Source organism: Schleiferilactobacillus shenzhenensis LY-73 (genome assembly GCF_000469325.1).
Lineage (GTDB): Bacteria > Bacillota > Bacilli > Lactobacillales > Lactobacillaceae > Schleiferilactobacillus > Schleiferilactobacillus shenzhenensis.
In genome coordinates this window covers 32,984-46,547 of record NZ_KI271603.1, presented here as the reverse complement: position 1 = coordinate 46,547, position 13,564 = coordinate 32,984, and the positions used below count along the sequence as shown (strand labels likewise).

General features: G+C 58.6%; 12 protein-coding genes and 1 tRNA gene. 3 read left to right on the top strand and 10 right to left on the bottom strand.

Annotated elements, in window-relative coordinates; genetic code table 11:
• Positions 1–153: 153 nt before the first annotated feature.
• Both L248_RS12270 and L248_RS12265 read right to left on the bottom strand, forming a co-directional pair.
• Positions 154–237: transfer RNA gene (locus tag L248_RS12270), tRNA-Leu, on the bottom strand.
• 41 nt (positions 238–278) lie between these two features.
• Entirely contained in the window at positions 279–773 is a 495-nt protein-coding gene (locus tag L248_RS12265) for a SprT family protein (RefSeq protein ID WP_022530560.1), read from the bottom strand.
• Positions 774–914: 141 nt separating this feature from the next.
• Here L248_RS12265 and L248_RS12260 point away from each other — a divergent pair, with 141 nt between their 5' ends.
• The 3 genes from L248_RS12260 to L248_RS12250 are packed head-to-tail and all read left to right on the top strand — an operon-like array spanning position 915 to position 3,708.
• Positions 915–1,781: an efflux RND transporter periplasmic adaptor subunit gene (locus tag L248_RS12260; protein WP_022530559.1), complete on the top strand. Its 867-nt coding sequence runs from the start codon at positions 915–917 to the stop codon at positions 1,779–1,781.
• Positions 1,778–2,488, top strand: a complete 711-nt coding sequence (locus L248_RS12255; protein WP_022530558.1) for an ABC transporter ATP-binding protein — start codon at positions 1,778–1,780, stop codon at positions 2,486–2,488. The genes L248_RS12260 and L248_RS12255 overlap by 4 nt, the downstream gene beginning before the upstream one ends.
• Positions 2,485–3,708: an ABC transporter permease gene (locus L248_RS12250; RefSeq protein WP_022530557.1), complete on the top strand. Its 1,224-nt coding sequence runs from the start codon at positions 2,485–2,487 to the stop codon at positions 3,706–3,708. The genes L248_RS12255 and L248_RS12250 overlap by 4 nt, the downstream gene beginning before the upstream one ends.
• 218 nt (positions 3,709–3,926) lie before the next feature.
• Here the strand turns inward: L248_RS12250 and L248_RS12245 are convergent, their stop codons facing one another.
• The 8 genes from L248_RS12245 to tagD form a co-directional block, all read right to left on the bottom strand.
• Positions 3,927–4,682: an ABC transporter ATP-binding protein gene (locus L248_RS12245; RefSeq protein ID WP_022530556.1), complete on the bottom strand. Its 756-nt coding sequence runs from the start codon at positions 4,680–4,682 to the stop codon at positions 3,927–3,929.
• Positions 4,675–5,592, bottom strand: a complete 918-nt coding sequence (locus L248_RS12240) for an ABC transporter permease (protein ID WP_022530555.1) — start codon at positions 5,590–5,592, stop codon at positions 4,675–4,677. Before L248_RS12240 ends, L248_RS12245 begins: the two co-directional genes overlap by 8 nt.
• Positions 5,589–6,599: a tryptophan ABC transporter substrate-binding protein gene (trpX, locus tag L248_RS12235; protein ID WP_040536721.1), complete on the bottom strand. Its 1,011-nt coding sequence runs from the start codon at positions 6,597–6,599 to the stop codon at positions 5,589–5,591. The genes L248_RS12240 and trpX overlap by 4 nt, the downstream gene beginning before the upstream one ends.
• 373 nt (positions 6,600–6,972) lie before the next feature.
• Complete coding sequence (locus L248_RS12230; RefSeq protein WP_022530553.1) at positions 6,973–7,407, bottom strand: hypothetical protein; 435 nt, start codon at positions 7,405–7,407, stop codon at positions 6,973–6,975.
• A 16-nt stretch (positions 7,408–7,423) separates the two neighbouring features.
• Entirely contained in the window at positions 7,424–10,108 is a 2,685-nt protein-coding gene (locus L248_RS12225; RefSeq protein ID WP_022530552.1) for a cation-translocating P-type ATPase, read from the bottom strand.
• 205 nt (positions 10,109–10,313) lie between these two features.
• Positions 10,314–11,138 carry an ammonia-dependent NAD(+) synthetase gene (gene nadE, locus L248_RS12220; RefSeq protein WP_022530551.1) on the bottom strand — a complete coding sequence of 275 codons (825 nt, stop codon included), beginning with the start codon at positions 11,136–11,138 and terminating at the stop codon, positions 10,314–10,316.
• A complete protein-coding gene (locus L248_RS12215; protein WP_040536717.1) occupies positions 11,138–12,616 on the bottom strand; it encodes a nicotinate phosphoribosyltransferase in 1,479 nt (492 codons plus the stop codon). The genes nadE and L248_RS12215 overlap by 1 nt, the downstream gene beginning before the upstream one ends.
• A gap of 14 nt (positions 12,617–12,630) precedes the next feature.
• A complete protein-coding gene (gene tagD / locus L248_RS12210) occupies positions 12,631–13,056 on the bottom strand; it encodes a glycerol-3-phosphate cytidylyltransferase (RefSeq protein ID WP_022530549.1) in 426 nt (141 codons plus the stop codon).
• Between the last annotated feature and the right edge of the window lie 508 nt (positions 13,057–13,564).

The following is a 13,564-nucleotide window of genomic DNA, read 5'->3' as shown; positions in this document are numbered from 1 at the left end:
AGCGGCGCAGCTCAAGGAGTTGCGTCGTTTTCTATACAGTTGGCAATTTATCTGGGTGTCTTTTGCTTTGCCGGTATAACACACGCCACAGCAAAAAAAGCAGCCCGTCCGCAAGGGACGAACTGCTTTACATCTGATTCAAGAATGAACAATTGCGGGCGAGAAGACTCGAACTTCCATGATCATATTGATCACAAGATCCTTAATCTTGCGCGTCTGCCATTCCGCCACGCCCGCAAAAACCTACCTAAATATCTTAGCATGGAACACTAAGCCGTTCAAGCGCTAATTTGACTCATTTTCACATCCACCGCGACCAGTGCGAGGCGGTTATGGCACCGGCCGCAGACGAAGCGGCGGGTGTCGATGCGCCGCTGCCGAGGATACTGGGCATGGCAATGGGGACAGACGTAGAGGTAATTAACCGTCTTTTCTTTCTTCGGGGGCATCGGCGGCGCGAACCGGCTCCCGCCGCTAGCCGCCAACCATTGCTTGAAGTCGGCATCCTTGTGCTGGTAGCCGCCGTGGAGCAAGTGCAAATGGTAGTGGCACAGCTCGTGCTTGATGACCCCCAGCAGTTCGGACATCCCGTAATATTGGAGCAAACGGGGATTGATCTCAATGTTGTGGTCCCGCAGGCGGTAGCGGCCGCCCGTCGTCCGCAGCCGGCTGTTATACAGCGCCTGGTGAACGAAGGCGCGATGGAACGTGCGCTCCGACACTGACTGGACCAGCGCCGTTAATTCTGCATTCGTGCGCGGTAATTCGGCCACTTTCTCCCCTGCTTTCTCAAAAACTGACGCCTATTGTAACAAATATCCGCAGGGGCCACAACGGAGAGCACTTCCCTCCCCCGCAACGGCCAAAATAGCCTAAACTAGAGGTATGGAATTCACGGAGGAAGGGCGATTGATGTGAAAAATTGGAAACGGATCCTCGTGGCCGTACTTCTGCTGACTATAGTCGGGTTCATCGGCTGGAGTGTGGTCTACGCCGGCCGCCAGAACAATGTGCAGAAAGTGAGCACGGCCAAGGTCACGAAGCAAAGTATCACGGCGACGGTCACGACGACCGGTACGATCATTCCCACCCGGAGTGCCGCCTTGACAGGCAGCGGACTGGTCACCGCCGTCAACGTCAAGGTGAACGACAAAGTGACCAAAGGCCAAGTGCTGGCCACGTATAATGGCACGACTAACTTGACCAGCCCCATCGCCGGTACGGTCACTGCGGTCAATATCCTGGCTGGGCAAGCCGATACGGCGCAAGCGACCGGCAAGCCGGCCATTACGGTCGCAGACCTTAGCAACTTGCGCGTCCAGCTGAATCTCACAAAATCAGAGGCCGCCCAGGTTAAAGTCCGGCAACCGGTGCACATGAACTACCTCGACCATACGTACACGGGGGACATGGCCAGTGTGGACCCGACGGCAGCGACGACGACCAGTGCCACCGGCGCGTCGACGCCTACCCTGGGGGCTCAAGTCACCTTTGACCGCCAGCCTCAAGGTCTGGTCCCCGGCTTCGACATCGATGTGCGCATCACCGTGGCCACCGCCGACCAGGCCATCACGATTCCTCAGGAGGCCATCACCTATGACCGCAATAACGATCCGCTCGTCTACCGCATCGTCAAGAACAAAGCGGTGCGGACGGCCGTGACCACCGGTTTGCAATCGGCCACCCGGATCGCCGTCAGCAAGGGCCTCAGCGCGGGCGACCGCGTGGTCCTGTCCCCCAGCAGCAAGATCCACGACGGAACGGCGGTGACCACTCAATGAGTCTGATCACCATGCAGCACGTCGTCAAGACATACGTGATGGGGGATGAACGCTTAGAGGTATTGAAGGACGTGAACCTGACCGTGAACCCTGGCGAATTCGTCGCCATCATGGGCCCCTCCGGCTCTGGCAAGTCCACGATGATGAACATCATGGGCCTGCTCGATACCTTTAACTCCGGCCTGTACACCTTGCGGGACACCGATGTCACCCACCTCACCGATAACGAACGGGCCCACGTCCGCAATCGCGAGATTGGCTTTGTCTTTCAATCGTTCAACCTGATGCCGCGCATGAGTTTGTTAGAAAACGTCGCCCTGCCCATGGTCTACGCCGGCGTCGGCCGCCGCGAACGCCAGGAACGGGCCGCAGCCGCCCTCACCCAAGTGGGCCTGGGCGACCGCTTGGACCACCAGCCCAACGAGATCTCCGGCGGTCAGATGCAGCGGGTGGCCATCGCTCGGGCCATCGTTAATCGGCCGGCAGTGATCATGGCGGATGAGCCCACGGGCAATCTGGACAGTAAGACCAGCGTAGAAATCGTGCGGATTTTCCAACAGTTGAACGCGGCTGGCACAACAGTGGTCATGGTCACCCACGAACCGGACATCGCCCAATATGCCAAACGGATCATTTCCTTCCGCGACGGCGTCATTCAGACCGATGAAACTCTGAAGCAGCCGCAGAAAGCCGGTGCGGACCAATGACAGTCATTGAAAGTTTCAAGATGGCCATTGACGCCATTACGGCCAACAAGATGCGCTCTTTTCTCACCATGCTGGGCATCATCATCGGCATCGCGGCGGTCATCGCCATCTTAGCCATCGGGAACGGAGCGACCACCAGGATTACTGGGACCTTCAACGACTTGGGAGCGACCACCATTTCTCTCAGTGTGTCCAATAAAGCGGGCAATGACGCGCAACTCACTGCTGCAGACCTGCAGGCGATTAAGCAGGCGGACACGCGGGTCACTGCGATATCCCCGAATTATACCCTGGCCGGCTTCGCCGCGACCAATAATCAGGACGAGCAGGCCATCGTCTTCGGCGGCACGCCTGATCTGCAATATACCAATACGGTGATGGACAGCACGATTACCGCCGGCCGCTACTTCACCCAAGCCGAGTACGACGATGCCGCCCCCGTGGCCGTCATCTCGGTGGACGGTGCGGCCCAACTCTTCCCCAATCAGCATAGCGCCGTGGGCCAGATGATCACGCTGCGCAGCCGCACCACCAGTATCAGCGTGCGAATCATCGGCGAGACGCAGAGTACCGTCAGCAAGTACCAAGGCGCCGTTCGGCGCAGCAGCTTCCCGGTTTACGTGGCGATTCCTTATGCGACGATGAAGCTGCTCAGCATCAACGCCGGCGGCATTACAGATGTCACGATGAAGGTCCGCTCTCGCAACGACATCACAAGTGTTTCCCAGAGCACGGTGCGGCTGTTAGAAACGCGCCACGACGTGGTCGGCCAGCATCTTTACACGGCCCGCAACTATCTGGCCGCACTGGACCAAGTGGACAGCGTCCTCGGCTTGTTCGTTAACTTCATCGCCGCTGTGGCGGCCATTGCCTTGATCGTCGGGGGCATCGGTGTGATGAACATCATGCTGGTCTCCGTCACCGAGCGGACCCGGGAGATTGGCACGCGCAAGGCCTTAGGCGCCACTACCCGGGACATTCTCATCCAGTTCTTGCTGGAAGCGGTGATCTTGTCCTTGATCGGCGGTCTGATCGGCCTGACCCTAGGCATTGTTCTGGCGGAAGTGGTGGCCGGCTGGCTAGGCATCACCGCCCACATCACCTGGCAAGCCGTCATCCTCGTCCTGCTCTTCGCCAGCGCCGTGGGCGTCTTCTTCGGCCTCTATCCGGCCCGCAAGGCGGCGAAGCTGAACCCAATCGAGGCATTGCGGTACGAGTGAACGGGGAGAAAGGTGAACGCGATGCCGTCCTGCGCAGGCCCGGGTGACGCCGGGCGGCGCCGATTAAGGGCGGCTTCGCACCCACCAACAATAAAGACAGCCCTTCGGTTGCAGCCAACACAAGCCAAAGCATGCAAAAAGGCAGGATTCACGGAACAAGCGCTATCGCCGCATCCGTGACTCCTGCCCATTTTATTTCCCGGGAAATATCGCCAAATTCAATCGAAGAACTCCAGCAGGTCCGCCCGTTGCAGTTTGGCCTTGGAGGCCGCATTGTAATCCGCCTTCAAATGACCGCTCTCCATGACGATCAGGCGGTTGCCGTACTTCAAGGCATCGTCCATCCGGTGCGTAATCATCAGCGCAGTCAGGTGCCGCTCCTTGATCACCCGGTCGGTCAGGGCCATGAGCTGGGCGCTGGTATGCGGGTCCAGCGCGGCCGTATGTTCATCCAGCAGCAGCAGCGCCGGGTCTTTCTGCACCGCCATCAGTAAAGCCAAGGATTGGCGCTGGCCGCCGGAGAGGGTCTCGGTCGGTGAATCGAGCAAGTCTTCCAAGCCGTTCCCAAACTGGGCGGCTTCTTTTTTAAGTCGCGGCCGGGCAGCTTCCAGGTGCCGGCCGGCCAGTGTCCGTCGTTCTCCCCGGTGCTGCGCCAGGACCAGGTTTTCGGCCACGGTCATGCGGCCAGCGGTGCCCAGTTTGGGGTCTTGGAACACCCGGGCAATGTAGCGGGCGCGCTGAATGGCACTCATGGTGGTGACGTCCACACCGGCCAGCTGTACCCGGCCGGTGGCCGGCAGGTTTCCGGCAATGGCGTTGAACAAGGTGGACTTCCCTGCGCCGTTGGTGCCCAGGACCGTGACGAAGTCCCCCGGGGCAATCGTCAGATCTACGTTGTCGAGAATCACTTTCGTTTGGTTCTGCTGGTGCACGGTCACCTGCAAGTTTTGAATCGCTACTGCGGCGTCACTCATGGCTGTCGGCCTCCTTTGTCATTTCTAAGCCCTTCTTCAGTGCCTGCTTCATCTTGAAACGTTGTTCGAACGTCGGCACCATCAGCATCACCGCCAGGACGACCGCGGAGATCAGCTTCAGGTCTTCGTCGCCGAAGCCCAGCCCAAGCACAATAAGCAGAACGAAGCGATAAAGGATCGACCCGAGGGCCGTGGCGATGAGCCGTTGATTCAGCGTCAACTCGCCGAAGACCACTTCGCCGATGATGATGGCCGCCAGACCAATGACGATGACCCCGATGCCTTGATTGACGTCCGCGTAGCCATTGTTCTGGGCAATCAGCCCGCCGCTCAAGCCGACCAGACCGTTGGCCACCATCAGGCCCATGTTCTTCATGGCATCGGTGTGCACACCCAGCGACTGAGCCATAATCTCGTTGTCCCCGGTGGCGATGAAGGCCTGGCCCAGGTTCGTCTGCAGGAACCACATCAGCAGTCCGGCAATCACGATAATCGCCCCCACCCCGACGAAGACACTGTCGAAGTATGGCGGCAGCGCGGCGAGCAGTTTATTTTTGAACAGGTTCGGCTGATTCAGGAGAGAAAGGTTCGCCCGCCCCAGAATATGCTGGTTAATGGAATAGAGAGCGGTCATTACCAGAATCCCCGCCAACAAGACCGGCACCTTGCCCTTCGTGTACAGCAGGCCGGTGGCCAGCCCCGCTAGCATGCCGGCACCAAACGCCAGCACCAGGCTAAGCAGCGGATCGACGCCGTGGGTAATGGCGGCCACGCTCACGCTGGCCCCCAGCGGGAAACTGCCTTCAACGGTCATATCCGGAAAATCCAGTACCCGGAACGTGAGGAACAGCCCGATGCCCAGGATGCCCCATAATAACCCTTGGCCAATGGCCGAAACAACGATACTCATTTGATGACCTCCCCATGCTTTTCTGCCTGCTGAACAAGTGCGTCCGGAATCTTAAACCCAATCTTCGCCGCCTGCTTCAGGTTCACGACCAAGTCGCTGCGCGGATGCGTGTCCACCGGCGTCGTGGCCGTCTTGATCTGGCCCTTGAGCAGCTTGCCGGCCATCTTACCGGTGCGCTCACCCAGGTCGAACTGGCTGATGGACATGGTGGCGACGCCGCCCTCCTTGACCATGGTGTCGACCGTGGGGAAGATGGGCACGTTCTTCGTGTTGGTCACGTTGACCAGCGTCTGCATGGCGCTGGCGATGGTGTTATCCGTCGGTACCCAGACCGCTTGGACCGCCGCCGTCATCGCCTGGGCCACCTGATTGACGTCGTTGGTGGAACTGACATTGTATTTCTTGATTGTCCAGCCGTACTTCTTAACGAAGGGTTTGACGGCGGCATCGAAGCGGCGCACGTCGGCCTGGGCCGAATCATCGCTCAAGGTAGAAATGACGCCCAGCGTCTTCAACTCCGGCATCAGCTGGTGGATCAAGGCCAACTGCTTAGCGACGGGCGCCGGGTCGGACACGCCAGTGATGTTCCCGCCGGGATGGGCGATGCTGCGCACCAGCTTGGCGCCCACCGGATCGGTAACCGCCCCCATCAAGACAGGGGTGGTCGTGGTGGTATTGGCCAGGGCTTGGGCACTGGGCGTCGCGATACCCACGACCACGTCGCTAGCGGCCCGCTCCACCAGGGTCTGACTCATCGTCTTCAGATTGCTCTGGTCGTTCTCAGCGTTCCGAAAGACGACTTTCAGATTCTTGCCTTGGACGTAGCCTTCGTCCTTCAAGCCGGCAATAATCCCCTTGTGGATCTGGTCCAAAGCAGGGTGACTCATCAGCTGCAAGATCCCCACCGTGGGGACCTTGGCTGTGCTGGCCGTGGGTTTCTTCGTGGTGAAAAAGGCCACCCCGAGAAAAACGACCAAAGCACTGATTAGGGCGATCATTCGTTTCATGTTGATTTCCTCCTCTAACGGTAACAGCCGCGGATCGTGCATCCCCGCCGACGGCCGAACAAAAACGGCGGCCGCACGGGGGATTTCCCACCATGTGCCGCCGCCGTTGGTCACCGCGTCGAAGTAAAACAAAAGCCGCATGGATGGGATATACGCATCCATGCGGCATCAGAAAGCAGCCCAGCATCGATACGTCCGTATCTTCCGATAGGACGTATCAGTGCGTGCGTCCTATCAATGCTGGCTTTGCCAAGATTGAATGGTGTTCAGTTGAACGTGGGCATTAAACATGCGAGCCACTCTCTTTCCGTTTTCTTATGGTATTGAGTATGCCATGCTCATCAACGCAAGTCAAGCATCTCACCGCATTTTTTTAAACGAGCTGGTCGACCCGGCCCAGGTACTTGCCGATATCGTCCGTCGCCTTGTCCTGGGCGGCTTCGGCCGCCTGGAAGGCTTTGACGTCCACGGTGCGGTCGTCGTGCATACTGTCGATCATGGCTTGGCAGCCAGCCACAAAAGCCTTGAAGGCGCCCACCAGCAGGTGGTGGTTACCCATTAGCCGGGCCGGTACCGTGCTCTTCTCCAGCTTCGTCTCCAAGTCGCGGTAGCCGTTGGTCCCTTTGGTGAAATTTTCGATGATACTGAAATACTTATCTTCGGGAATATCCCCCACCGTATCATCGTTAATGGCGTTTTTCACCTGCTGGTAATCAGGATCCATCTTTTCTTGGATGTCCGTAATGCCTTCGACCACGTCATTGATCGTTTTTGCATAGAACAGATACTTCTGTTGTGCTTTAACCAAAATGAACGCTCCTTCATTATTCCTTGCCCATCCGGCGTTGGACGAACTTCACGATTTCGACGATCAGTAACATCAAAACACCCGCGGAAAGGACTGTCAACCACTGGAAGCCATCCAGCTCCCGCACGTGGAACAGGCCGTTGAAGCCGGGGACCAGAATCGTCACCGCCACCAAGGCGGTCGACAACAGGATGGCCCAATTGAAGGCCTTATTCTTGAAGAACCCGACGGTGAACAGTGACTGGTGGATCGACTTAACGTTGAACGCGTGGAATAGCTGGATCAACGCCAGTGTCGCGTAGGCCATGGTCAGGGCATCGGCGTGAATGTCCCCCGCGCTGGTATGCACTGGATTCATGATACCGAACAGGTACACGCCCAGGGTCAGCGCCCCTTCCAGGATGCCCTGGTAGATGACGGAACTGGCGACCCCGCCGGAGAAGAAGTTCGACTTTCTTCCCCGGGGCTTGCGCTTCATGATCCCGGGCTCGGTCGGTTCAACCCCCAAGGCAATGGCCGGGAAGGTATCGGTGACCAGGTTGATCCACAGCAGCTGAACGGGCTTCAGGACATCCCAGCCCATCATGGTCATCATGAACAGGGTCAGGACTTCACCGAGGTTGGCAGAAAGGAGGTACTGGATCGCCTTCTGAATGTTGGCGAAGACCTTGCGGCCCTCTTCCACGGCCACGACGATGGTGGCGAAGTTGTCGTCCGCCAGCACCATGTCCGACGCCCCCTTGGAGACTTCGGTCCCGGTAATGCCCATACCGATGCCAATGTCGGCTGACTTCAGGGCCGGGGCATCGTTGACGCCGTCACCAGTCATGGCGACGACCTTGCCCCGCTTCTGCCAAGCCTTGACGATGCGCACCTTATGCTCCGGCGACACCCGGGCATAAACGGAATACTGGCTGACATGCTTCTCGAAATCCGCGTCGCTCATCTCGTCCAGCTGGGCGCCGGTCAGGACCGCGTCGTCGTCACCCGGGTCGATAATGCCTAAGCGGCCGGCGATGGCTTCCGCCGTCACTTGGTGGTCCCCGGTGATCATGATTGGCCGAATGCCGGCACTCTTGGCTTCCGCGACAGCTTGGGCCGCTTCCGGCCGCTCGGGATCGATCATCGCCACCAAGCCGGCAAAGATCAGGTCGTTCTCGACGGTTTGTGAATCCACCGGATCCGGCAGTGTGTCGACGATCTTATAGGCCATGCCCAATACCCGCATGGCTTGTTTGGCCAGCGCGGTGTTTTGCGCCAGGACGGCCTGTTTCTCCCGGTCGTCAAGCGGCTGAACGTCGTTTTCGCCCACTTCGATCTGGGTGGCCCGTTCCAGCAATTGGTCCGGGGCACCCTTAACGGCCACATAGAAAGTGCCATCAGCGAGCTGGTGGATGGTGGACATCAGCTTCCGTTCGGAGTCGAACGGCACTTCGTCCACCCGGGGCATTTTCTTAACTTCTTCCCGCACGTCGTAGCCCTTATCCAGACCATACTGGACTAAGGCCGTCTCGGTGGGGTCGCCCAGCATATTGCCGTCGGGCTGAATCTTGGTGTCGTTGGCCAAGTTCATGGCCAGCAAGGCATTGTTGTCCAGCGGAATGTCCGCAGTGGCGGGGTGCAGCTTGCCCCAATAGTACATCTGTTCCACAGTCATCTTGTTCTGGGTCAGCGTGCCGGTCTTATCGGACGCGATAATATCCGTACTGCCCAGGGTCTCCACGGCCGGCAGCTTACGCACTAAGGCGTTGCGCTTGGCCATCTTCTGGGTGCCCAGAGCCAAAATAATGGTGACGATGGCCGGCAGCCCTTCGGGGATAGCGGCCACGGCCAGTGAAATGGAGATCAGCAGCATGTCCAGCGGTGCCTGACCGTGCATCAGGATACCCACCAGGAACATCACGGCGGCGATCACCAGAATCAAGACGGTGAGGATCTTCCCCAACTGGTTCAGGTTCGTCTGCAGCGGCGTCGTCGTTTCTTCGGCACTGTTGATCATGCCGGCAATACGGCCGACTTCGGTGTTCATGCCGGTGCCGACGACAATCCCCTCACCGCGGCCATACGTCACGTTGGCGTTCATGAAGGCCATGTTAGTCCGGTCGCCGATACCAACGTCGTCCCCGTCCAGGGTAGCGACGTCTTTCTCCACCGGCACTGATTCACCGGTCAAGGCTGATTCTTCGATCTTCAAGGAAGCCGCATCGGTCAAGCGCAGGTCAGCCGGGACAATATCGCCGGCCTCCAGCAGCACCACGTCCCCGGGAACGAGCTGCTCGGACTTCACCGTCAGCACTTCCCCGCCCCGGCGCACATGGGCGTCGGGGGTGGACATCTCACGCAGGGCGTCGATCGCTTCTTCAGCCTTAGATTCCTGGATCACACCCATGAACGCGTTGATCAAGACCACGGCCAAGATGATGGCCGCGTCGGCCCATTCGTGGCCGACGAACCCGGACACCAGCGCGGCGACCAGCAGGACGATGATCATGAAGTCCTTGAACTGGTCGATGAAGCGCTGGAAGTTCGTTTTCCGTTTGCCCTCCGCCAAGGCGTTGGGGCCGTATTCCTGGAAGCGCCGGTCGGCGTCTTGAGGCGTCAGCCCATCCACTGCGGTGTCCAATTCTTTGCGCACCGTGTCAATGGATTGGTTGTAGAACTTTTCTTGCAGCTGCTGTTTGCGTGCGTCTGCTTCTGCCATTTAACATTTTCCTCCTCTGCGATTATGTACCCTGCCGGCCTGTTAAAAAAAGAGACTTAGGCGCGGGTAAACTGCGCACATAAGTCTCACATTTTAAGACATGACCGGATACCAGATCTTGTTGACGATCATGTCACGGCGGCTTGGCCGTTTGTTACTCCCTTATTGCTAAGAATAGTATACCGGAACAAATGACCGCTGGCAACTATTTTTGTGCAAAGTCGAACACAGTATAAGGCAGGTGCCGTTTGTGCGCCGTCTTGCGCCACCAGCCCTCGATCCGTTCGGCGGCTTGGGTGCTGACCGTCTTGCCTTCCAAATAATCATCGATGTCTTCGTAGCGGACACCCAGGGCCTTTTCATCCGGCAAGCCCGGCTTGTTGTCTTCCAGGTCGGCCGTTGGCGCCTTGGTATACAAGTGGGCAGGAGCACCCAGGAAGGCCAGCAGCGCCTTGCCCTGCCGCTTATCCAGCCGGAACAGCGGCGTCACGTCCGCGGCTCCGTCCCCATACTTGGTATAGAAACCGGTGATATTCTCCGCCGCGTGGTCCGTGCCGACCACGATGCCCGCCCGGTCGCCGGCGATGGCATACTGGGCCGTCATCCGCACCCGGGCCTTGATGTTGCCCTTGTTGAAGTCAGAAATGCTCAGCGGGTTTTCTTCCAGCGCGGCCACTAACGCATCCACGGCCGGCTTGATGTTCACCCGCACCGTCTCGTCGGCCTGCATGAAGTCAATCGCCGCCATAGCGTCGCCCTCATCGGCTTGTTCCCCGTAAGGCAGCCGTACCGCAATGAACTTGTAGCGCTCGTCGTTGGTCTCCGTGCGCAGTTCCCGCACTGCCATCTCGGTCAGTGTGCCGGCCAGGGTCGAGTCCTGACCGCCGGAGATTCCCAGGACATACGTCTGCAACCCAGTCCGGCGCAGGTAATCCTTCAGGAAGTCCACCGACCGGCGCACTTCGGTTTCTGGATCGATAGTCGGCTGGACGTGCTCATAAGCGATGATTTCTTTCTGCAATGGTGTCATTAGTCATCCTCCTGCTTCGCCATGTTCTTCACCGCGTCGCGGACGGCGTGGATGTAATTCATCTTGTGGTCCCACAACCGCTGGGACAAGTCCACCGGGTACTGTTGGGGATTCAGGTGACGGCGGTACTCGGGCCACAGCGCCGCCAAGGCGTCCGCCGCATACCGGCGCACCTCATTCAGCGGCGGCAGCGTGTACACTTGCGTCCCCGCGTGGTAGATCTCGTGGAGCAGCGGCCGAGCGGTGAAGTTCTTCACCGTCTTGTTGATATAGGTATACTGCGGATGGAACATATACAACTGGTCCAATTGCCGCGGATCTTCCTGGAACAAAGTGATGTAGTCGCCCTCGGACTTCGCGTCCTTATCGTCGTTGGTGATCCGCCAAACCTGCTTCTTCCCCGGTGTGGACACCTTCTCCGCGTTGCTGGACAGCTTGATCGTATCCTGCATCACCCCGGCGGCGTCCTGGATGGACACCAGCTTATACACTGCACCCAGCGCCGGTTGGTCATAGGCGGTGATCAGCTTCGTGCCGACCCCCCAGACATCGATCTTGGCATCCTGCATCTTCAGGTTGAGAATGGTGTATTCGTCCAAGTCGTTGCTGGCATAGATCTTCGCCTCAGGGAAGCCGGCTTCGTCCAACTGCTGGCGGACGCGTTTAGAAATGTAGGCCATGTCCCCGGAATCAATGCGGACGCCGAGGAAGTTGATGCGGTCGCCCATTTCTTTGGCCACCCGAATCGCACTGGGCACCCCGCTGCGCAAGGTATCGTACGTATCCACCAGGAAGACACAATCGTGATGCGTCTCCGCATACGCCTTGAAGGCCTGGTAGTCGTTGCGGTACGTCTGCACCAGGGAATGCGCATGGGTGCCGCTGATGGGAATATCGAACAGCTTGCCGGCGCGCACGTTGCTGGTGGCGTCGAAGCCGGCGATATACGCCGCCCGGGCGCCCCAGACCGCCGCGTCCAGCTCTTGGGCCCGGCGCGAGCCGAACTCCAGCAGCGGATCGTCCCCCACCGCCGACTTGATGCGCGACGCCTTGGTCGCCACCAGCGTTTGGTAGTTCACGATGTTCAGCAAGGCCGTTTCCACCAACTGGCACTGGGCCAAGGGACCCTCCACCTGGAACAGCGGTTCATCGGCGAAGACCACTTCCCCTTCCCGCGGCGCCCGAATAGTCAACTGCAGCGTCATGTTGTGGAGATAGGTGAGAAAGGCTTCCGGATAATTCTCCGTCCGCCGCAAATAAGCAATATCGCTGTCGCTGAAATGCAGTCCGTTGATATAGTCCACGCTGCGCTCCAGCCCAGCAAAAACCGCATAGCCGCTGCCGAATGGATTCTTCCGGTAATACAATTCAAAAATGGCCTGGCGCTGGTCGATCCCTTTTTCCCAATACGTGAGCATCATGTTGATCTCGTACAGGTCGGTATGCAGTGCCAGGCTGTCGTCCGGGTAATGAAACATCGTATCCAAATGAATTAGTCCTCGTCTTCGTTTTTCGAAATGGCTTCTTGTTCTTCCTCGCTCAGGTCCGTCTTGATCTTGGTGGTCGAGATCCCCTTGGTGCGGGGCAGGTAGATGACTTGACAGTACGGTTTGAGAAAGTCAAACTTGCCGGCCCAGTCATCACCCATGACGAATACGTCCGCGTGGTATTTCTGCACGTCGCCGATCTTCTGGTCCCAATCCTTCTCGGGAATGACCTTGTCGACGTAGCGGATGGCTTCCAGAATGTACTTGCGGTGCTCGTAACTGTGATAGGCTTCCTTATGCTTCACGGCGTTGAATTCGTCGGTGGACAGGCCCACGATGAGCTCGTCCCCGAACGCCGCCGCGCGCTCCAGCAGGCGGATATGGCCCCAGTGCAGCAGGTCAAACGTGCCGTATGTGATCACGGTCGTCATGTTGATCGTCCTTCTCTCTTGGGATAATGGTTATATTCTACCACAGTGAGAAATGCGGGCGTTGGCCGTGGGGTGGACGACAGACTGCTTCCGGGGAAACTGTGGCTGTCTGGTTGCTGGCCCGGGTGACTACGGGCTCCGCAGATTGGGGGTGGAGCGTGGTGACGGCGGTTTGAGCCCGCAAAGTGCGCGGTCTCAAACACGCCTAACCGCATCCAAATCTTGGGCAAAGGGCGCCCAAGATTTGGTGCGGTTTCCACCACTGAGCCCCCATCTGCTCCGCCCTTCGTCACCCTGCATTCTCGAAAACTGAGAATGTCTCTCTCGATGCGAGACCCTGGCAACCTCCTCCGCAGGCGTGACAACAGTCGCCTGAAAGCACAAAAGTCAAGTAACACCTCCGGCGAATGTGTCCTGGCACCAAGATCTTACGATTGCGCAGGATGTAGGCGATTTGGGCCCGGAGACTGGCGGGCGTCAGCCATGAAATTGTTGTTAGCGGGCGTTC